Below are 21,603 nucleotides of genomic sequence, written 5' to 3' on the forward strand. Positions count from 1 at the left end.
GTTTTTAAGGATTGACTAATTATTTCTTTTCAGATCTCTACCAAGTCGTTTTTTAAGGCATAAATAATGACTTCGACAATGTTTTTAGCATTGGTTTTTTCCATCAGACTGGCGCGGTGTTTCTCCACGGTTCGGTCCGAAATTGAAAGCTGGTCGGCAATAATTTTTATGGGCAGGCCTTTGCATGATAAATTAAGCACTTCCTGCTCTCTCTTCGAGAAGACCGATTTGGCCAGCATGGTTGAAGTTCCGCCTTGTTGCTGCATGCCACCATTTGGGCTGTCAAACGCCTTGTGAAGCTTGTGGGCCAGATTTCCTGAAATGTAAACTTTTTCCTCTTCGAGGATGTTCACGAGCTTTTCGTATTCAAGCTGTGCTGAATCGGTTGATTGCTCGGCATGGGCCAACAGGCCAATCAGAAGGGTGAAGCCGTTGTGTTTCTGGCTGGGCGAAACGTGCAGTATGTATTTTTCTTTGGTGCCTGATGCCGTTCTTATTTGAATTTCTTCCTGAAAGTTGCCACTTAATCCGTTGGCACATTTCATAATTTTACCCTCTATCTTCTTGTATTGCTTTGGGCTGACTAACTGATCGAACGTAATTTTTTTGATCTCCGACTCATTCAGCCCGGTGATTTCCATGAATGCCTGGTTGGTTTCATAAATGGTTTCACCATCAAAAACAAAAACCCCATTGGGCGATAAATTCAGCAGCGTTTTATAGTCGTTTTTACCAATGTTGACCAATTTCTCGTATTTTTCAATCCTGACCTTGATTGATTTTAGCAAGTCTTCATTTTCGAACGGTTTTACAATATAGTCGTCAACACCGAGCTCCAAACCAAAACGAATGTCGTTTAGCTGCGATCGTCCGGTAATGAAAATAAACGGAATCCGGCTTGTTAGCGAGCTGTCCTTTAGTATGTTATAAACCTGATAGCCATCAATTGGCTTCATGTTTATGTCGCACAAGATTAAGTCGGGGCAATATTCATAGGCTTTCTGGATGCCTTCGGCACCCGTACTGGCAATATCAGCTTGGTAATCATTCAATGATAAAACGTTCTTCAAAGTTTTACTCAAAGCTAAATCATCTTCAATAATCAATATCTTTTTAGCATTCATCTAAAAGAATTTTTAGTTTGACTTTAGTACCTTTTTTAATTGCACTGGTAATTTCAATTTCGCCATTCAGGCACTTGATGGCCTTATGGGCTATTGAAAGACCCAGTCCGGTGCCGCTTAGCATTTTTACATTTTCGCACCGGTAAAAGGGCATGAAAATTAACGACATTTCATCAGCAGGAATTCCAACCCCTTGGTCTTCAACTTCAATTATTAGATGCTGATTTTCAACAGTCATTTTAACAAATACTTCTTTCGCTGAAAATTTATAGGCATTGTCCAAAATGTGGATGAGCACTTTTGTCAGCAACTCCTGATCTGTGCAAACCTGCTTTTGTTTGAATCCGGGGTCTACCTGAATTCGATCCGACCCATAAAAAGAGGTGTTACGTTTGTTCAAAACGTTGTGAACCAGTTGGTCCAATTCGAAAACTTCCGGCTGTGCCCGGAGCTCCTGTTTGTTGGCCAGGTTAAGGAAATGGATGCCATCCAAAAATTTCGTGACGGAGTTCAGGGCTTCCTCACATAACTGGAAGGTTTCCGCACGAACTGTAGCTTCTAAATTTAGATTGTTGCTCTTCAGCAACTGTAAATTTGAGCTTAAAATTGTGAGTGGTGTCCTTAGCTCATGAGATAAGGAGCTAATAATTTGGCTAATATTTTGATCTGAAGAATAGTCCATTTTAATCGTTTCTCATCGTTTTTACTGTTCGCTTGTTTTGGTCGTTTCGTTATTTACGAGTGTTTATAATCGAAATCGGTTACACAAGTTAAAACATATTAATTTATAAACATCAAACTTTTTGATTTATTTCATGAACTAACCTTTTGAGGGCCTTTTTGCCCCTCTAACTCATGCGAGCTAAACCAAAAAGGCTTTTACTTGAGGGTATTAACGATTAAACTGGGTTTAGAAATTATTTTAATTAACGCAAAAAAAAGGAATATGTTCGGTTTCGACTGTTAAAGCAAATTACCGAATGGTTAATAAATTGTTAGCCAACCCACGATACTGTGCAGTTAATGGTATCTGGATGGCGTTGTGAGCTCCGCCGTTTAATGGCCACTCAGTTGAATTTTCGCGACGATGATTCTCTTACAATTAGTTCGGTTGGCATGGTGATGGTTTGATAAGTTCGCGGAAGTTCTTTATTTTCAATCTCGTTAATGATAAGTTCGGCTGCCTTTTGTCCCATTTCCTGGGCGGGTTGTTTCAAGGTCGAAATTGAAGGGGTTACGACTTCTGAAAAAGGTTCGTTGCTAAAACCAACGATTCCAAAATCTTCAGGGATTCGTATTCCCTGGGATTTCAGGTAAACAATCATACTAAGGGCTGATGTGTCGTTTCCGCAAAAAACGGCGTCCGGCGGATTTTTCAGATCCAGCAGCTTTTTGATGGCTTCTTGTCCGTCCATTCGGGTCAGTCGGTTACAGATAATCAGCTCATCTTCAAGCGGCATGTTATTCTTTATCAGCGCCGATTTGTAGCCTTCCATCCGGTCGTGGTAGGTGTTTAGAACCGTTGGCCCGGCCAAATGAGCAATTCGTTGATAGCCTTCGTCGATCAGGTGTTGCGTGGCCTTAAATCCGCAGGCAAAATCGTCGACAATGATCTTGTTGGCTTCAAAGCCGGGTGCAATCCGGTCAAAAAATACCAGTGGAATATTTTTGTTGGCGAAAAGCTGGAAATGTTCAAAAGCGCTGGTTTGCATACTCAGCGAAGTGATCAGTCCATCAACCCGGTTCGAAAACATTGAATTCACAATTTGCTGTTCCTTTTGAAGTAAATCTTTCGACTGAGAGATAATCACGTTGTAGCCTGCGTCAAAAGCGACATCTTCAACGCCACTGATAAACGTTGAGAAAAAATGGCGATTGATGAGCGGAACCACAATTCCGATCGTATGGGTTTTTTGAGTCCGCAGGTTCGATGCGATGGTGTTGGGCTGATAGCCGAGCTCCAAGGCCAGGGCTTTAATTTTTTCTTTGGTTGACTTTCTGATTCTGGGGTTGTCATTCAGTGCCCTGGACACCGTTGATGCGGAAATGTTCAATTCACGCGCAATATCATGAATGGTGACTGATGCTTTTCTTTCCATTTTCTTAAATCAAATCGGATGATGAACGATGCTACATTGGTAAATGACATCGACTAATATGCAAAGATGACAATTATTTTTCAATTCAAATTAAAAATAAATGCAATCGATTGCATTTGTGTTTTCTTTGTCATAAATTTGTAGCTCTAATCCAACTAAAAAAATCGAACAATGAAAATGAAGCAACTACTTTTTATGGCGTTTGTGTTTTCGGTGCTTGTGGCTTGCACGCAGCAGGAAACCAAAGAAAATTACCTTGAAGAACGACTTTCGGACCAGTTAAAAGTTCTGGTTGAAGCCACCAACCAATCCGATAAAGTTCCAAGGTCATGGAATCCAGAAGATGGTTATAAGATGATTGGCGAACGCGATTGGTGCAGTGGTTTCCCCGCAGGCTCCTATTGGTACATGTATGAGCTGACCAATGATGAACAATGGAAAAATTGGGCTGTTGAAAATACAGAGAAGCTGGACGGCGTCCAATATTACAAAGGCACGCATGATCTTGGTTTTATGGTTTATTGTAGTTATGGAAATGCTTATCGTTTAACCGGCGACGAAAAATACAAAGAAGTAGTTATTGAAGCTTCCGAAAGTTTGATCACGCGTTTTGACTCGGTTGTTGGCTGCATCAAATCATGGGATCATGGTTCGTGGGAGTTTCCGGTGATCATCGATAACATGATGAACCTGGAGATGCTGTTCTGGGCCTCGGAGCAAACCGGCGATCCGAAATATCGCGACATCGCCATTACGCATGCCAACACGACTTTAGAGCATCATTTTCGCGAGGATATGAGTTCCGTTCATGTGGTAGATTACGACACCATTACCGGCGAAGTGAAAGGAAAACAAACGCACCAGGGACTGGGTGATGAAACAGCCTGGGCGCGTGGTCAATCATGGGGATTGTACGGATACATTCTCTGCTACCGTGCGACAAAAGACCCGGTTTACCTCGATGCAGCTGTGAAGATTGCGGATTTTATTATTCCCCGATTGCCACAAGATCTGGTTCCATTCTGGGATTATGATGATCCAAAGATTCCGGATACGAAGAAGGATGCTTCAGCCGGTGCGTTGATTGCCTCAGCTTTTTACGAGCTGGGAGGCTATGTTGAAAATGGACAAACCTATTTTGATTTGGCTGACAAAATTGTGGCAAGCTTATCATCTGATGAATATTTAGCTGAAGTCGGAACCAATGGCGGGTTTTTGCTCAAACACAGTGTTGGGCACATGCCGAAAAATTCGGAAGTTGATGTTCCGTTGAATTATGCTGACTATTATTATTTAGAAGCAATTAAAAGACAAAGAGAACTTAAAAATTAAATGAATTATGGCTATAAATTTTGAAGAAAGGTATTCGTATCATCCTGATGATTTTAAAAAGTATGATACTGAAAAAATCAGAAAAGAGTTTTTGGTTGAAAAAGTGATGGAAAATGATACCATCAACCTGGTGTATTCGCATATTGAGCGGTACATTGTTGGTGGCGCGGTTCCTGCTACCAAATCACTCACACTTGGAACGGTTGAGGCGCTGAAAGCCAACTATTTCTGCGAACGTCGCGAAGTTGGAATTATCAACGTTGGAGGAAAAGGTAGTGTGGTGGTTGACGGCACCGAGTATGTGCTTGATTTTAAAGACGCCTTGTATGTTGGTAAAGGAAACAAGGAAGTGGTGTTTAAATCGGCTGATTCGGCAAAACCTGCCCGCTTTTATTTCAACTCGGCTCCGGCTCACAAGGAATTTCCTACCAAGCATGTGACTTTAAAAGATGCCAATGTTTTGCACATGGGATCGTTGGAGTCTTCAAACGAGCGTGACATCAACCAGTTGCTCATCAATAAGGTGGTTGATACCTGTCAATTGCAAATGGGAATGACGGAATTGAAGCCCGGAAGTGTATGGAACACCATGCCAGCTCACACGCACAGCCGGCGAAATGAAGTTTATTTTTACTTCAATGTTCCCGAAGGGCAGGCCGTTTGTCACTTTATGGGTCAGCCGCACGAAACGCGTCATTTGTGGATGCACAATGAGCAAGCGGTGATTTCGCCAAGTTGGTCAATCCACTCGGCTGCCGGAACCAGCAATTACATCTTTATTTGGGGCATGGCGGGCGAAAACCTGGATTACACCGATATGGACATTGTTCAACCAACTCAGTTGAAATAGGCTTTTCAGTAGAATTGCCTGCAAGTGAAAATTTCACAAAGAAAATACGATGAACGAATTATTTGATTTAACAGGAAAAGTTGCCCTGATTACCGGAGGAACTCACGGAATTGGCATGGCAATAGGCAAAGTTTTGGGCAAAGCCGGAGCAAAAGTCTGCGTTAACGATCTGTCAGGTGATAAGCTTGATGCGTGTCGCGAAGAATATAAAAAAGAAGGCATTGACGTTTTTGCTCTGAAATTCGATGTGACCGATGAGGCAGACGTTGACCGGGGTATTTCAGAAATAGAAAAAGAAGTGGGAGAGGTGGATATTCTGGTGAACAATGCCGGAATCATCAAACGAATACCGATTTTGGATATGGCGATTGAAGATTACAAACAGGTCATCGACGTTGACTTGGTGGCGCCACTAATTGTATCAAAGCGTGTGGCGCCAAAAATGATTGCCAAACGCAGTGGAAAAATCATCAACATGTGCTCAATGATGAGTGTTTACGGGCGTAATTCGGTTTCTGCCTATGCATCGGCCAAAGGTGGTTTGAAGTTACTGACCGCCAACATGACCTGCGAATGGGCCAAATATAATCTGCAAATTAATGGGATCGGTCCGGGCTATATTGCCACGGCACAAACAGCGCCAATCCGCGAAGGCAATCATCCATTCAACGATTTGGTGATGACCCGTACGCCGGCCGGCCGCTGGGGCGAACCTGAAGATGTTGGTAATGCCGCTCTGTTTTTGGCATCGAAAGCCAGCGATTTTGTGAATGGACACGTGCTTTATGTCGATGGCGGTATTCTGGCCAACTTTGGGTATGTGAAAGGTGAAAATGACATTGACTAGTCCAATGAAACGAACATGTTGCTCCGCACACAAACACGAATGAAAATAAACTTCAGCAACATGTGAGTTCCATCAGACCATTAAAAAACAAATTATTATTGATGAAAAAGCTAATCTACCTTGTCATTTTCTTTTCTGCCGGATTGATTTCCTGTTCAGAATCGAATCAAATGACCTTTGAAAATACACTGGATATTCAGCGCCCCGATGAAACAATCATTCTGCAACGTGCTGATCTGGAGGCTAAATTGGGAGACATTGCTATGGGGATGGCTCCGGTGTTCAAAAACACCGGAGAGCTTGTTCCATCGCAGTTCGACGATTTGGATGGAGACGGAGCGTGGGATGAGCTGGTTGTGAACCTCGATTTTGCGCCATTGGAAACCCTTACTTTGGATGTCGAATTGGTTTCGGCTGAGAATTATCCGGAGTTTGAAAAGCGGACGAATGTACGTCTGGGAATTGTGCAGGACGATTATAGCTTTGTGGAGGTCGATCAGTATTTTGCACCTCCGGGGCTCGGGGGATTTCCTACCATTGCCCAAGGCGAAAGCGTCAACTGGGAGAACGACAAAATGGGATTTCGGAATTATTTTGATTGCCGGAATGTGAAAGACCTGTTTGGAAAACTTCAGCCCGGTTTGATAATCGACAAAATTCACACCCCCGAAATGGGCGACTATCACCAGTTGGCCGATTGGGGGATGGACGTGTTACACTGTGGAAGCAGTCTGGGCTCAGGCGGTTTGGCGATCCTTAAAAATGATTCGCTCATTCGGCTTGGTTCAACCGAAGTGTACGAATATCAAAAAGTCATTGAAGGGCCTGTCCGCTCCGTGTTCGATTTAAAATACAAAGGTTGGGATGTTGATGGAGAGGAATTGGAAGCAGTAGAGCGAATTTCAATTTTTCCCGGAAAATATTGGTTCCAGTCCGATGTGACGGTTGGCGGTTTTTCAGGCGAAAAGCAACTGGCCACGGGAATTGTGACCAGCATGCTAAAAAATGAACCCTACGCTTTTGATGCCGGGGCGGATTATCATGCCATCGCCACGCTCGATGTTCAGTCGTTGAATAACGATGAATTGGGAATGGCCGTCATGGTTCCAAAAGACGAAATGACTGCAGTTGACCGCACAACTGGCATCAACTTTTTTGAGTTGGGATACGAAACCGTACCCGCCAAAAATTTTAGCCACGTGATTTCCGAAACCTATTACATTGCTCAGAAAATTAAAAATGAGGTTCCGGCCCGGCACTACTTTTTTGCCGTGTGGGGACTGGAAAATCCCAAGTGGAAAGAAATTGATCACTTCGAAGCTTACATCAACGAGGAGGCGGAGAAATTAAGTCATCCGATTGTGGTAATTATTTAAGCGGGATAGATTATTATTTGGTTGGAGGGAGTCGTGGAAACATGGCTCCCTTTCATTTTCGCCTACAAAATTTCCCTGATTTCCTTGAGCAGTGCTTTGGTTTTGCTGGGGTTGAGTCCCAATGGAGTCAGCAGTTCCGGATCGTCTTGCAATTGCCGGCAGGTGACGATATGGCGGTCCATGAGGTTTTGTTTTTGACTTTTGTTGAGGTTTTTCAGCACGGTAATCGGATAAATCTTTTCGCGGTCAATCAAATCTTTCAGACCATTGTCAACCGGATAGTCCCAGCTTAGGAGTTTTAGTCCGCTGCATTGGCCATAGGCAATGGCGTCGGAGGTAAAGCGCGTGTTGGTTACCACCCAGCCGTAAAAGGAAAAACCGGCGTATTCGGGCCTGGCTTTATGCCTGCGAATCAGATCGTCGACCCGCGAACGGATGTAAAGCGGAACCTTCACGTTCTGAATCCGTTCGGGCGTTTGACCGTACTTGCATTCAACAAAGTGCAGTTGTTCACCCAAAGTAGCGACCACATCTACCTCGTGGGTAACACAATGTCCTTGCAAGGTTTGTCCAACTTCAACCGAAAAGCCCATACGCTGCATAATGTGCCCCACAAAATGCTCGAACGGATAGCCTGTTGGGCCAAGTTCCATCATGCCTTTTTTGAGTTTGTAGCGTGAGGCAACCTGGTTTTTCATCTTTCGCAATTGGGTGAATGCCCGCGAGTAAATTTGGTGTGTGCTCACACCAGGGTAGATCCAGGCCTGGATGTCATCGACTACTTCTCGAATAATATCTTCATCTGCTCCGGCATTGCGCAACGAACGAATGAGCTTTTCGATAGCAAACGGTTCCCGCTCGCCCGATGCTTTTCTGATTAAAATGCTTTTAGGGGTTTTATTTTCCATTTCTGATACTTAGTCTGAACGACATGATTGATACTTTTTTGGGTTTTCTAAAGATAGCCGAAAAACTTCAAACATGATCTCTTCGGTGATTTTAAGTTCTGCGAGAGCGTGGCGATCGTTTGGTTGGCTTCGGGCTTTTGATTCAATCAGGTAATGTTTAGCTTGCAAAACCTTATCCTTCGACAATTCTTTTCGAACAGATTTCGTTCGGTTAGGGGGTTCGTTTCTTTTTTATATTTTTGAGTCGCTTTTAAAAATCTTTGCCATGCCGAATCGATTACACATCATTCTTTCCATCTGTTTTTTTTCTTTGGTTTCAGTTTCTCTGGCACAGCAAATTCCGGGATCAACGGCTGACCAGACCCGGTTGGTAGTTGTGGTGAATGTGGAGCAAATGCGAGCTGATTATATCACCCGCTATTGGAACCAGTTTCAGCAAGGTGGTTTTCGCCGGTTAATGCAAGACGGGGCTGTTTGTACAAACGCCGCCATGAATTTGCACATTCAGAAAACAGCCACCGGTGTGCCCACGCTGTTTACCGGGGTTTATCCTGACCGGCACGGCATTGTGAATGAATCGTGGTACGATCGTCTGAGGCGAAAGGAAGTCAACGCCTTGCAGGACGATTATTATATTACCGTTGGAAGCGATTCGAAAGAAGGGCAGGTTTCGGCCGCTAAATTACTTAGTCCAACCATTGGCGATGTGCTAAAACTGAATACAAGAAATGTAGCCAAAGTTTTTTCAGTCGCCATGAATGCGAACAGCGCAGTTTTTTCAGCTGGTCACGCTGCCGATGGCGCCTATTGGATGGACGAGCTAACCGGAAACATGATTAGCAGCTCGTACTTTATCGATCAATTTCCCGATTGGGTGCGCCAATTCAATGACAAGCAGTTTGCTGATTTTTATATTGATGGCGACTGGGAACCCCTGTTGCCCTTAACCAGCTATTACGAAAGCCTGGAAGACGACTATGTGCTGGAGCCAGGATACTATGGCAAGTGGAACACGCTTCCATACAATTTGAACCGCCTGAAAAAAGAGGCTGGAAGCTATAAGATTTTAAAGACCACACCCTATGGAAATCAGATGGTGAAGGATTTCGCCCTCGCATTGATAGAAGCTGAGCGCTTGGGGATGGATCAAACTCCGGATTTACTGGCTATCAATTTTTCATCGATGGACTATGAGCAGGGGTCGTTTAGTCCCAATTCCATGGAGATGCAGGATTTATACCTTCGCCTGGATCGCAACATCGAACATTTGCTTCATTTTCTGGATCAGCAGGTTGGTCGCGACCGGTATTTGCTGGTTCTGACTTCGGCGTGCTCATCAAGCTATCCGGTTAACTATCTGAAAGAAGAATTTAATATGCCCGTTGGTTTTGTGACCCCCGAAAGTATGGTGGCCTTGTTGAAATCGTTTCTCAACATCACCTACGGGCAAGGCGATTGGGTTGAATTTACCAGCGATCAGCAAATTTATTTGAATCGCGACCTGATCGAGAAAAAAGATTTGCAACTCTCCGATGTGCAAGCCAAATCGGCATCCTTTATCAATCAGTTTGAAGGGGTGAAGTTGGCCTTGCCCGCCGTTGATTTTGAACAAGGCGACTACGTGAAAAGCCAGCTTGCTGCCATTGCCAGCTCGTTTAATTTCAAGCGATCAGGCGACGTGCTGTTTGTACTGGAAGAAGGCTGGCAGCCGGAGTACAAGTTTAAACGAACCATTTACAACGACAACAGCCGGATTCCCATGATTTGGATGGGAAAAGGCATACGCCGTGGAACGACTTTAAAATCGGTTGATGCGATTGACTTGGCTCCAACACTGCTGCATATGCTTGGTTATGGAACCCCTGCGCATTGTTCAGGCCGTATTTTGGAAGAAATTCTTGACAGGTAAGTTTTTTTGGAACGAACTTAGTGCCGGGTTGCAAAATAAAACCCAACGCTCAGCCTTATGGTCTGATGGCGTAACTCGTACCAGCGATTGGGGGATGCCGGATCATATTCATCACCAAATTTTCGGAACCATTGCCATTCCTTATTGACAAAGGTATGATAGCCAGCCTTAATCACCAGAAAATTCTTTCGCTGCAACCGATATCGGTAACCAATTCCCGCTTCGTAGATCAATCCTTTGTCTTGCTTGCGATGGTTTAGTCGAAGGCCATAACCACCCTCTACAAATGCCAATGGGGTGTTGGCACCTTTGCTGAAATAGTATTGCGCGTTCGCCAGCACGGGAAAAGTAAACATGTTCGGATCCTCATAATTCAAAATTGACAGGGCTGCACCGGCAGACAAATGATAATTTAAAAACCAGTTGGCCGAAACTTTTAATCCGTAGGATGACGGAGAATACAGATCGGTCGAAATCACGTGGTCTGTTTTTAAATTTGAGTGAAGGCCGTAAAAACCTTCGGCACCATAAAAAAAACCTTGATTTTTTATAATGCGGCCCTGGGCATATGCGATTTCAGAAATTCCTACGGCAAACAGAATTGAGAAAGAAAAGGCAAGCAGTATTTTCATCGTTTCAATTTAATGGCGTACAATTGTCGTTGAAAGATATCAAAATAATTGTTAAAATGGAATACTGCCGGGTTTGGGATTGTTTTAGTATGTTTGTGTTTTTGAATAGCAGAGGAGAAGAAACATGGCAAAGAAATTCAAACCGCTGAATTCAGTCTTAATTAAACCATCCGGCCCGGATTGTAATTTAAATTGCACCTATTGTTTTTATTTGGAGAAATCGGAGTTGTTTCACCAAAGTAAAACCCACCGCATGAGTCCGCAGGTGCAGGAAGAAACCATCCGACAAGTGATGCAGCAGTCGGGCGACAATGTTTCGCTGGCCTGGCAGGGCGGCGAACCGACTTTGATGGGCTTGGAATTTTACGAACGGGCCATTGCCCTGGAGCAAAAATACGGGCATGGACAAATGGTGGGCAATGGTCTGCAAACCAACGGCCTTTTGCTGAACCGCGACTGGGCCAAATTCCTTCGAAAATATGATTGGCTGGTCGGGTTGTCGCTGGATGGCCCCAAGCATATTCACGATTATTACCGGTTCGATTTGGGCGGAAAAGGAACCCACCAGCGGGTGGAAGACAATGCAAAGATGCTTTTGGACGAAGGGGTTTCGGCCAATGCCATGTGCTGTGTAACCAGCCATTCGGTGAAGCACCCCGAAGAATTATACAACTACTATAAAAGCCTGGGCTTAACCTTCATGCAGTTTATTCCCATTGTTGAAACCGATAAGCATGATCCGTCCAAGGCGGCTGATTTTTCGGTGTCGGCTGAAGATTATGGCCATTTTCTGAATAAGTTGTTTGATTTGTGGCTGGCCGATTTTAAGGATGGCCAACCCACCACTTCGATTCGTCATTTTGAATCTGTTTTTTACAGCTACGTAGGCCTTGAAGCGCCCGAATGCACCATGATGAAAGAGTGCGGCCCGTATGTGGTGATTGAACACAACGGCAATGTTTACAGCTGCGATTTTTTTGTCGAGCCAAAATGGAAGTTGGGCAATGTGATGCATGACCGGGTGATTAACATGCTGAACTCGAAGAAGCAGACCGTGTTTGGCCAGGCCAAGGCGCAGTTGCCACGCGAGTGCAAGCAGTGCAGCTGGCTTACGAAGTGCTATGGCGGATGCACCAAAGACCGGATCAAGGATCCGCGCGACCAACGCAAGCCGCGCTTCTGTACCTCTTACAAGCTGTTTTTTGGCCATGCCGATCCGGTGCTTTCCAATATGGCTGTGCAATGGCAGCAAAACCAGCACGATGCGCAGCAGTCGCAGCAAAGTGGTGGTGTTTACAATGCGTTTGATGATTTCGTCAAGTGATAAACCTGGAAGACCAAATGGAAATGCGAGTAAGCTCAGGATTTCAATATCCAGCATCAGCAGCGTTTGGATGAACATTTTCAATTCACCAGTGTCTAATTATCCAGAGATCCAATGAGCTATTCTTCGGTATGATTCAACAAGAAGAAATACGATTGCCCGAGTTTAAACGCGGTTTTCACCTGATCACAGATTTGATCATGCGCGAGCTGCCAGACTTGCCCGACAAAGGCTTGCTTCATATTTTAATCAAACACACCTCGGCCGGAATCACCATCAACGAAAATGCTGACCCGTCAGTCCGTTCGGATTTTAATGCGTTTATGAATCAACTGATTCCTGAGAACCACCCGGTTTATACCCACACTTACGAGGGCGCCGACGATATGCCAGCTCATTTGAAGTCGTCTGTTTTGGGGGCTGAGTTGACCATTCCGATCACAAACCACCGCTTAAACCTGGGAACCTGGCAAGGCATTTACCTGGGCGAATACCGCAACTACGGTGGCTCACGAAAGCTGGTGCTAACGGTCTACAGTTAACTGCAAGTAGCGCGAACGAAACACAAATTGAAAGCCCCTGTAAAAAGTTTAAAGGTTTTGAAAACACTGCTGTGGTGGCTGGAAGCTTGATGAAGTATCTTGAACTTATTCCAGGATCTGCCGGAGAGGACTGGCTTGGAGCTCGCTGAAAAAGCCGGTTGCTTCTTCTTGGCTCCCGAATCATTGTACCCTATTGCCAAATGATAATTACCCTTTTCGGATTGATGGTTGTTCAATTGAGATTGATACATTCTCTGTATGCATTGATATATTTGCTATTAAAGCTGATAAATTTGCTATTCAGATTGTTCGTTCTTTATTTGGAATGATTCTGTCGCTATTCGGAGTGAATCATTCTCTATTCGTAATGATTCAGCCTCTATTCGGATTGAGGTATTCTCTATACGGAGTGATAGATTGTCTATACGGAGTAACTCAATCTCTATTTGGAGTGAATATTATGCTATTCGGAATGATTATTTATATATACGAAGTGATTTATTCTCTATTCGGAGTGAAAAGATTCCTATTTACATTGATTATAGATCTATCCTCATGAGCGTATTCTTCTCCAGAAGAACAATCTCTTCGGGCATGACGGAGCCCCTGCATGGGATAGACGTGCTACCCATGAATATTGCCTTGCTATTGATGGATGTGGAATTGGTGGCCTGTTCTTATTTTAAGTTTGTCTTCAAAAAATCGGTCATCCGATTGTACAGGTGCATACGGGTATTTCCACCAGTAATGTTGTGATTCCGGTTGGTGTAGATGGCCATGTCAAACTGAACGCCGGCTTGTACCAATGCTTCCGCCATTTCCATGGTATTCTGAAGATGAACATTGTCGTCGGCCGACCCGTGAATCAAGAGTAAGCGCCCGGTGATTCCTTCAGGATGAAGCAAAGGCGCATTGTCGTTGTAACCGTCCGGGTTTTCACGCGGTGTCCGCATAAACCGTTCGGTGTACACGGTATCGTAAAATTTGTAATGAGTAACCGGGGCCACGGCAATACCTGCTTTAAAAAGATCTCCACCTTTTTCCATGCACAACAAACTGGTAAGCCCGCCATAACTCCATCCCCAAATCGCGATATTCGAGTCGTCGACATAGGGTAGGGTGGTGAGGTATTTCGCGGCTTCAATTTGATCGTCCGACTCATATTTTCCAAGTTGCATGTAGGTAACTTTGCGAAAATCTTCACCACGAGCGCCTGTTCCGCGCGAATCAACGCAAACCACCAGGAATCCCTCCTGTGCCAGGTAGTTGTACCAGTTTACCGACCATTTATCTTCCACTTCTTGCGAGTTGGGCCCACTGTATTGGGTCATCACAACCGGATACTTTTTGTTCTCATCAAAGTTAGCCGGCTTAATCATCCAGCCGTTGAGACTAATTCCTTCCGACGTTTCGAAGCTGAAAAACGATTTGGGTTGAATGGCGTATTCCGCCAGTTTGCTTTTCAAACGGCTGTTGTCTTCCAGTACGCGCACCAGCTTACCGCTATTGTCGTAAAGTGTAAATGTTTTTGGAGTCGACAGATTGGTGAACTCATTGATGAAATATTGAAACTCGTTACTGAAAACGGCTTTGTTAATGCCCTCCTGCGGACTAATCATGCCTTGTTTTTTTCCATCGAGGCTGGTGTAATAAATTTCGCGCTGCATGGGCGATTTCTTGGCGGCCTGGTAGTAAAATATTTTTTTCTTGTTATCGAAGCCATAAAAATCAGTGACATCAAACTCGCCATCCGTCAGTTTTCGAACTTCGAATCCTTGCCGGTCATACAAATACAAATGTGAGTAACCATCGCGTTCGCTGTTCACCACAAAATAGTCGTTGTTTGGCAAGAAAATAAAGTCATCCAAAAACTCTTCAGCAATATACCGGTCGTTTTTTTCAGAATAGAACAAGCGCGTATCGCCGGTAAACGGGTTGGCAAATAAGACATCAATCTTATTTTGACGGCGGTTCAGGCGCATGACCGCCAAATCGTTGGCGTCGGCAGTCCATTTTAATCGGGGCACGTAAATGTCGGTTTCTTCGCCTAAATCAACTTCAACCTTTGTTTTTGATTTGATGTCGTAAGCAAAAACGGATACGACTGCGTTTTTCTCACCGGCTTTCGGATATTTCAGTGTCTGCTCATACGGATAAGCCGTGTTTTCAATGCGTGCTGCCTCGTCGCTACGATACATCTTCATCGCGTATTGCTTCACTTCTGTCTCATCAAAACGAATGTAGGCCAGGAATTTGCTGTCGGGCGACCAGGCAAACGCTTTGCTGAATCCAAATTCTTCTTCGTACACCCAATCCGGAACACCGTTTATAATTTCGTTCTGTTTGCCGTCCGTGGTCACTTGGTTTTCGGTTCCAAAGCGCAGTGTTTTTACAAAAAGGTTATGGTCTCTAACAAACGCAATTCGCTCACCGTCGGGCGAAAAGGTGGCTTCCTGCTGTTTTCCTTTGGCCGATAATTCTGTTAGCTCTTCGGTTACCGAATTCCATACGTAGTAATTGGCCGTGTAGGAGTGCCGGTAAATGGTTTCTTTATTGGTGGTTAGCAGGATTTTTGTTTCGTCGGGGCTAAACGAATAAGCCGAGAAAGAATTGATGGCAGGTTTTTCGATCTGATCCAGGTCAAAAACTGTTTCAACTTTTTTGCCATCTTTGTAATTGTATTTTACAATTCGTTTCCCGTTTTCGAGGGTGGTGTAGTATTGCCCGTTGGCTGAAGAATGAATGCCTTGAACTTCCTGCGCTTTAAACGTGTTTTGTTGTTCAAAGTCGGCCAGGGTTAATTTTTTTTGAGCGAAAGATGGGTAACCCATCGCGAAAAGAAGGAATAAACAGAATACGATTTTATACATGGTTCATCTTATTTTAGCCGTCAAAGCTTTGTTTTTTTTTTGAAAAATGAAAGTTGCAAACAATAAAAGTTTGCAAAATAAGTCCTCAAATCATGGAATAGTTACAACGTAATTCCGGTTGATTTATTGGATTTAGGAAGTTCGATGTGGGATGAAGTAGTGAACAGGGAGAGATTTAGTATCAACAAATTTTAAAACACGATGAAAAAACTAGTTGTTCTGATTTTTTTAATTGGCGTGATCAAAATAGCCAACGCGCAATCCGATGTTATTGAATACTTAAAAGCAGGTACCGAAGATGCAGGTACACTCATTCAGCCCTATCTGAATCCCTTTGCCAGCGGATTGGGTGATGGGTTGAACAATGGCTGGTACTACACGGCCGAAACGCACAAAAGGCTGGGCTTCGATTTTTCGGTGAGTGTGAGTGCTGTTAAAGTGCCGGGATCGGCCAAAAGCTATGATTTGAGCCAGTTGAGCTTTAATAATATTCGACTGGCCGACCCTGCGGACGCGATAGCACCAACCATTGCCGGCGATGAAATGTCGGGGCCGCAACTGTATTTGCTCAATCCAAATGACCCGAACGAAACCATCGGTTCTTTTTATTCGCCTCAGGGTTTGGAGCTGGACATTATTCCCGTTCCGGTGGCACAACTTGGCATTGGGCTGCTGCCACATACCGATGTGTTGGTTCGCTACGTTCCCAAACTCAAGTTTAATGAGGAGGGCGACGATAAGGACGAAACGCAGGTTGGCCTTTTTGGTCTGGGCGTGAAACACAGTTTTAAGGACTGGATTCCGGCCATCAAGCACTTGCCCTTTGATGCTGCTGTTTTTGCTTCCTTTTCGAATATAACCGCCCAGTCGGGGATTAATTTTACTCCGGCTGATTACGGAGTGAATGATCCGGACTATGTGCAGGATGATAACCAGCAATTGGACATTGAGACCAGCACGGTGAAATTTGGTCTGATCGTTTCGAAGAAAGTCGCTTTCATCACCTTTTTTGGCGGAATCGGAAACAGCCAAAGCAAGTCAGATGCAAGTTTGACCGGAAGGTACCCAATCGTAAACGACTATGCTGATGGCGAAATTGTGCTGGTGGATTTGGTGGATCCGGTTAAGTTGAAGTTCGAGTCGTCAAATATCAGTTTGGACGCGGGTTTGCGGTTGAAAATGGCCTTTTTCAATATCTTTGCTTCCATCAATAAGGCAGAGTACACTTCGTTAAATGCGGGTGTTTCGTTGAGTGTGCGATAGGCCTGCGCCGCGAATCAATCGTGATTGATCAGTCCGTTATTTTAGTCATGGAGTAGGTTTAACAGAGCCGTTTTACTATTTTTGGTTTTCGAATTAACCTAAATTACTAATTATTAATGGCACACGTCTGTGCTTTTTCAATTTATTATCATGAGAAAGAGTATTTTATCAGCCATCTTCATGGCAGTTGTATTGCTGGGTGCAGTTTCGGCCTCGGCTCAGAAAGTTAATCAATTAACAAAAAAAGAGAAGAAACAAGGTTGGGTATTGCTGTTCAACGGCGAAAATTTTGATGGTTGGCGGCAATGTAATGCGGAGAACATGCCACCAAACTGGACCATCGAAGATGATGCGATGAAAGTGCTTCTTGGCGAGGGAAAACAACCTGGGCATGGTGCCGGTGGCGACATTCTTTTTGGTGAGAAGAAATTCAAGGATTTTGAGCTTTCAATAGACTGGAAAGCCAGTGACCAAGGTAACTCAGGCATTTTTTACTATGTGCGCGAAGTTCCCGGAAAGCCGATTTATTTTGCGGCTCCTGAAGTTCAGGTGCTGGACAATGAAAATGCCTCGGACAACAAAATTGACACCCATCTTGCAGGATCTCTGTATGATATGGTCGCGGCTGATCCGGCAACGGTAAATCCGGCCGGCTCGTGGAATACCGTGGTGATTAAAGTGAAAGACGGTAAAGCAACCCACAGCATGAATGGAAAAGAAGTGGTGTCGTACACCTTGTGGACTCCGGAATGGGATGCGTTAATCGAAAACAGTAAGTTTAAAAACTTTCCCGGTTTTACGGAAGGAATTGCCCGCGAAGGATACATCGGATTGCAGGATCATGGTTATCCAATTTGGTTCCGCAATATCAAAATCAGAGAGTTGTAAGCAGCGACTAAACTGTTTGTAGCTTGCAAAATGCAAGTGACGAAATAAGGAAAAAGCACTTTTAGCCAGGCGTGGTTCGGGCAAAAGTGCTTTTTTTATTTTCAATTTCGAAATGGAAATTATCCGATTTTTGAACGCACTGCCGATAATCTTTCAATTTTCTTATCAAACTGAAAAAAAGTTCATTAAAAATCAACATATTTGTAATGAACACTTACTTGATAGATGAAAGTCTTTGGTTTAAACATCCTTTTGCTTGTTATTTTTTTCTCCTCATTCGACCAGTCTGCTGCGGATAGTTTGTTGTTGAAGCTTCCGCAATTGTCAGGTTCGGAACGCACGGAAGCGCTCGTGCAACTTTCCCTTGCTTATGCCAGAATTGACAGTACCCGAAGTCTGTCATACGCCGACGAAGCGATTGATTTGGCTACCTCCGCGGGAGATTCGTTGCATTTGGCAATGGCCGTTTATAATCAAGGCGAATGCCGCTACTTTTTCGATGCATATGAACGGGCTTTGCAGAATTATGAGCTGGCCTGCGCGATCTTTGAGCAATTGGGTGACTCTGCCATGCTTGGTGATACGCATAATGCAATTGGCTTGGTGCACTATTATACCGGCGAGTATAACCTGGCGGCTACGCATTTCTATAAATCACTGGGATATTTGGCTAAGGACCCGCTGTCCGAAGAGGTGGCCCATGTCTATTCAAACCTGGGGCTGGTATTTTTAAAGATTGGCGAACCGCAGCGAGCTATTCATAACTTTCGCCATGCTGCCGGTATCAACACCCAAATTCAGGACTCGAGCAGTTTGGCAGTCAACTTCAATGGTTTGGGCATATCGTTTTTTAATATGGAGCAGTTTGACTCGTCCAAAGTGTATTATAACAAAGCGCTTCACTTGTTTCGACAACTGGAGAATCATCAGCGCGAGGCCATTGTGTTGCATAATATTGCCACCATTTATGTCAACACCGGAGATAGTTTGCAGCAGGCATTAAACTGGTATGAGCAAACCATTGAGGTGTTTGATGCCTTGGGAGATTTGAGGAGCAAGGCCCATGCACTCGATGGGCTCGGCGGGGTGCATCGCGAATTGAAGAATTATAAAAAGGCGGTTGCTGCATTTCAGGAAAGCATAAAACTCATTGAGGAGAATGACTTTGGCTTCTATTTGCTACAACAAAATTATCATGATCTTGCCGTTGCCTATGAGCGAATGGGGCAAATTGATAATGCCTACAAGGCTTTTAAACTGCACAGTGCTTTTAAAGATAGCATGCTTCGGGAGGAACGGCTAAACCAAGTGGCGGAGCTTGAACAGCAGTACCAGGCTCGGCAGAAGGAAGCTGAAATTGAACGGCTAAACAGCTCGCGGGAAATCGATCAATTGAAAATACAGCGGAATGAAGAAGTTCGGATTTTTGGTATGATTGCCATTGTCTTGCTTGTGGCTACAATATTCATGATCTCCGTGGCTTATTTCAACAAAAGGAAACATAATGCGCTTTTGAGCCGAAAAAATGAACGTATTGAGGAGCAACGGCTGGAGCTTGAGAAGTTGAATAATTCGAAGAACAAATTTTTTTCCATCATTGCGCATGACCTGAAGAATCCATTTCACACGGTGATGGGATACACCTACTTGATGCACAAGGAGTATGACCGGTTTTCGGATGAAGAGAAGCGAAAATATGCCGGCGACATTTATCGGTCGGCCCAATCAATTTTCAAACTGCTGCATAATTTATTGGATTGGGCACAGTCGCAAACAGGATCGTTGGTTTACACGCCTCAGAAAGTCAGTTTTCTGGAAATCTATCAGGCGATTGAAAACCTGATTAAGCCGACTGCCGAGCAGAAAAAGATTCGTTTACAAGCCGAAATTCCGGATGATTTGCATATTTACGGCGATCCGCGAATGTTGGAAACGGTTTTGCGCAATTTGATGAATAATGCCGTTAAGTTTACGGATGAAGGTGGAACGGTGAAAGTTGGTGTAAAGGATGACGGGCACAAGGCGGTAATCTGTGTTTGCGACGATGGCGTAGGAATTCCTCCAGCGGATATGGGTGGGTTGTTTCAAATCGATTCGAAGAACAAGCGGAAAGGAACAGCCAACGAGGATGGGTCGGGCCTTGGGCTTTTGGTTTGCAGTGAATTTGTTAGAAAAAATGGGGGTGACATTTGGGCTGACAGCCAGCACGGAAAGGGCAGCCAGTTCTACTTTTCGATTCCCAAAAGTGTGTAGTTTTGTGCGACAAAACAGCAATCAGCTTTTCGTTTAAAGCGGAAGCCGGATTTACTGGCCTCGGCTTACTCAACCAGAACCGCCTTTGCCAGCTGTTTTGATTTCTCTTTTCCTGCCAGCTCTTCTACAAGTTGCAGCGCAAACTTCAATGCTGTGCCAACGCCTGTTCCGGTCACAATATTTCCGGAAACAGCGGTTGGCGATTTCAAAATTTCAGCGCCATGCAATTCGCTTTCAAAACCAGGATAGCAAACGGCTTTTTTTCCTTTCAGAATTCCCAGATGCCCAAAAACCAATGGCGCGGCACAAATGGCACCCAATAATTTTTGTTCATGATTGAATTGAGTGATTTGCTGTTGCAAACCCTCGTGTTCATCAAGATTTTTTGCACCAGGCATACCTCCCGGCAGAACCAGCGCGTCAATGTTTGAGTACTCAACTTCTGAAAACAATACGTCGGCAATAACCGGAATTTGATGGGCACCTGTAACTTCATTGGAAGCAGTCATCGATACCGTTGTTACTTCAAGGTTTGCCCTCCGAAGAACATCAATAATTGTCACGGCTTCAATTTCTTCAAACCCGGTTACTAAGTGAACGGCTACTTTTTTCATGGCGGTTAAAGTTTTAAGTGTACAGTTACGAAACCCCTAAAAATACAAAAAATGGTCCGTAACAACGAACCATTTTTTTTACCCGATATGATCACTTGATATCGCCAACAATTAGTTAGCGTATTCTTTTAAAGCTTTTTCCAATTTTTTTCTCGTAAAGAAAATCCGACTTTTCACTGTTCCGAGCGGAAGATTTAATTTATCGGCAATCTCCTTGTACTTGTATCCGTCCAGAAACATTTTAAAAGGCACTTTGTACTCGCTTTCCAGTGCGTTGATGTTCTTGATGATTTCCTTTGAACTGTAAAACGAATCGGGCGAAGGGTAAATTTTGTCTTTCGAAAATTTGAGATGAAAATCGTTGTTTGCACCATCAAATGTGCTCTTCGCTTTCACGTTTCTACGGTAGTTGTTAATGAAGGTGTTCTTCATAATGGTATAAATCCACGCCTTAAAATTTGTGTTCTGCGTAAATTTGTCACGATAAGTCAAGGCTTTTAAAAACGTCTCTTGTAAAAGATCTTGTGCTTTTTCCTGATCAGCTGTCAGGCTAAGTGCATAGTACAGCAATTTGTCTTGCAGTCCCAGCAATGCGTTGTTAAATTGAACTTGTGTCATGGCAGCGTGTTTTTTTGAGTATTGTTTAGAACAAATATAAATAAGGAATGCGGTTTTAAAAAGGATTGTTTGATCTTTTGTTCTTAGATTTTATTTATTCATGATAAAAAATATTGATTGTGGCTGATTTATAGCATGTAATGATCTCATACGG

18 protein-coding genes are annotated in these 21,603 nt (G+C 44.0%); 10 read left to right on the forward strand and 8 right to left on the reverse strand.

Features of this window, described 5'->3' with window-relative positions:
* Positions 1 to 29: 29 nt before the first annotated feature.
* The 3 genes from NC99_RS20520 to NC99_RS20530 all read right to left on the reverse strand — a co-directional run bounded on the left by NC99_RS20520 (position 30) and on the right by NC99_RS20530 (position 3,223).
* Positions 30 to 1,124, reverse strand: a complete 1,095-nt coding sequence (locus NC99_RS20520; protein WP_053188535.1) for a response regulator — start codon at positions 1,122 to 1,124, stop codon at positions 30 to 32.
* Positions 1,114 to 1,806, reverse strand: a complete 693-nt coding sequence (locus NC99_RS20525) for a sensor histidine kinase (RefSeq protein ID WP_082326618.1) — start codon at positions 1,804 to 1,806, stop codon at positions 1,114 to 1,116. The genes NC99_RS20520 and NC99_RS20525 overlap by 11 nt, the downstream gene beginning before the upstream one ends.
* 385 nt (positions 1,807 to 2,191) lie before the next feature.
* Positions 2,192 to 3,223, reverse strand: coding sequence for a LacI family DNA-binding transcriptional regulator (locus tag NC99_RS20530; protein ID WP_053188542.1), 1,032 nt, complete (start codon positions 3,221 to 3,223; stop codon positions 2,192 to 2,194).
* 171 nt (positions 3,224 to 3,394) lie between these two features.
* On the opposite strand from NC99_RS20530, the gene NC99_RS20535 reads away from it, so the two are divergent.
* From NC99_RS20535 to NC99_RS20550, 4 genes are all read left to right on the forward strand, one after another.
* Positions 3,395 to 4,555, forward strand: coding sequence for a glycoside hydrolase family protein (locus tag NC99_RS20535; protein WP_053188545.1), 1,161 nt, complete (start codon positions 3,395 to 3,397; stop codon positions 4,553 to 4,555).
* A 7-nt stretch (positions 4,556 to 4,562) separates the two neighbouring features.
* Entirely contained in the window at positions 4,563 to 5,405 is an 843-nt protein-coding gene (kduI, locus tag NC99_RS20540) for a 5-dehydro-4-deoxy-D-glucuronate isomerase (protein WP_053188547.1), read from the forward strand.
* A 49-nt stretch (positions 5,406 to 5,454) separates the two neighbouring features.
* Positions 5,455 to 6,252: a gluconate 5-dehydrogenase gene (locus NC99_RS20545; protein WP_053188549.1), complete on the forward strand. Its 798-nt coding sequence runs from the start codon at positions 5,455 to 5,457 to the stop codon at positions 6,250 to 6,252.
* A 101-nt stretch (positions 6,253 to 6,353) separates the two neighbouring features.
* Positions 6,354 to 7,628 carry a DUF4861 domain-containing protein gene (locus tag NC99_RS20550; protein WP_053188550.1) on the forward strand — a complete coding sequence of 425 codons (1,275 nt, stop codon included), beginning with the start codon at positions 6,354 to 6,356 and terminating at the stop codon, positions 7,626 to 7,628.
* A 62-nt stretch (positions 7,629 to 7,690) separates the two neighbouring features.
* Here NC99_RS20550 and NC99_RS20555 read toward each other — a convergent pair whose 3' ends face one another.
* Positions 7,691 to 8,536 carry a restriction endonuclease gene (locus NC99_RS20555; RefSeq protein WP_053188552.1) on the reverse strand — a complete coding sequence of 282 codons (846 nt, stop codon included), beginning with the start codon at positions 8,534 to 8,536 and terminating at the stop codon, positions 7,691 to 7,693.
* Positions 8,537 to 8,801: 265 nt separating this feature from the next.
* Here NC99_RS20555 and NC99_RS20560 point away from each other — a divergent pair, with 265 nt between their 5' ends.
* Positions 8,802 to 10,445, forward strand: coding sequence for an alkaline phosphatase family protein (locus NC99_RS20560; protein WP_053188555.1), 1,644 nt, complete (start codon positions 8,802 to 8,804; stop codon positions 10,443 to 10,445).
* 17 nt (positions 10,446 to 10,462) lie between these two features.
* Here NC99_RS20560 and NC99_RS20565 read toward each other — a convergent pair whose 3' ends face one another.
* Positions 10,463 to 11,077, reverse strand: coding sequence for a hypothetical protein (locus NC99_RS20565; RefSeq protein ID WP_053188558.1), 615 nt, complete (start codon positions 11,075 to 11,077; stop codon positions 10,463 to 10,465).
* Between the two features lie 124 nt (positions 11,078 to 11,201).
* Between NC99_RS20565 and NC99_RS20570 the strand changes: the two genes are divergently transcribed.
* Both NC99_RS20570 and NC99_RS20575 read left to right on the forward strand, forming a co-directional pair.
* Positions 11,202 to 12,401 carry an anaerobic sulfatase maturase gene (locus tag NC99_RS20570; RefSeq protein ID WP_053188561.1) on the forward strand — a complete coding sequence of 400 codons (1,200 nt, stop codon included), beginning with the start codon at positions 11,202 to 11,204 and terminating at the stop codon, positions 12,399 to 12,401.
* A gap of 131 nt (positions 12,402 to 12,532) precedes the next feature.
* Positions 12,533 to 12,943 (forward strand): secondary thiamine-phosphate synthase enzyme YjbQ, encoded by a 411-nt coding sequence (locus NC99_RS20575; protein WP_053188564.1) that lies wholly within the window; start codon positions 12,533 to 12,535, stop codon positions 12,941 to 12,943.
* Positions 12,944 to 13,620: 677 nt separating this feature from the next.
* Here NC99_RS20575 and NC99_RS20585 read toward each other — a convergent pair.
* Positions 13,621 to 15,813 carry a S9 family peptidase gene (locus NC99_RS20585; protein WP_053188570.1) on the reverse strand — a complete coding sequence of 731 codons (2,193 nt, stop codon included), beginning with the start codon at positions 15,811 to 15,813 and terminating at the stop codon, positions 13,621 to 13,623.
* A 201-nt stretch (positions 15,814 to 16,014) separates the two neighbouring features.
* Between NC99_RS20585 and NC99_RS20590 the strand changes: the two genes are divergently transcribed.
* From NC99_RS20590 to NC99_RS20600, 3 genes are all read left to right on the forward strand, one after another.
* Positions 16,015 to 17,076, forward strand: a complete 1,062-nt coding sequence (locus NC99_RS20590) for a DUF6588 family protein (protein WP_053188574.1) — start codon at positions 16,015 to 16,017, stop codon at positions 17,074 to 17,076.
* Positions 17,077 to 17,226: 150 nt separating this feature from the next.
* On the forward strand, positions 17,227 to 17,964 hold the full coding sequence (locus NC99_RS20595) for a 3-keto-disaccharide hydrolase (RefSeq protein WP_053188577.1): 738 nt from the start codon (positions 17,227 to 17,229) through the stop codon (positions 17,962 to 17,964).
* Between the two features lie 225 nt (positions 17,965 to 18,189).
* Positions 18,190 to 20,217, forward strand: coding sequence for a tetratricopeptide repeat-containing sensor histidine kinase (locus NC99_RS20600; protein WP_053188580.1), 2,028 nt, complete (start codon positions 18,190 to 18,192; stop codon positions 20,215 to 20,217).
* A 65-nt stretch (positions 20,218 to 20,282) separates the two neighbouring features.
* On the opposite strand, the gene NC99_RS20605 is transcribed toward NC99_RS20600, so the two are convergent.
* Positions 20,283 to 20,831, reverse strand: coding sequence for a DJ-1 family glyoxalase III (locus tag NC99_RS20605; protein WP_053188583.1), 549 nt, complete (start codon positions 20,829 to 20,831; stop codon positions 20,283 to 20,285).
* Positions 20,832 to 20,942: 111 nt separating this feature from the next.
* Positions 20,943 to 21,449, reverse strand: a complete 507-nt coding sequence (locus NC99_RS20610) for an RNA polymerase sigma factor (protein WP_053188586.1) — start codon at positions 21,447 to 21,449, stop codon at positions 20,943 to 20,945.
* Positions 21,450 to 21,603 lie beyond the last annotated feature (154 nt).

The sequence above is a fragment of the Sunxiuqinia dokdonensis genome (assembly GCF_001270965.1).
GTDB classification, from domain to species: domain Bacteria; phylum Bacteroidota; class Bacteroidia; order Bacteroidales; family Prolixibacteraceae; genus Sunxiuqinia; species Sunxiuqinia dokdonensis.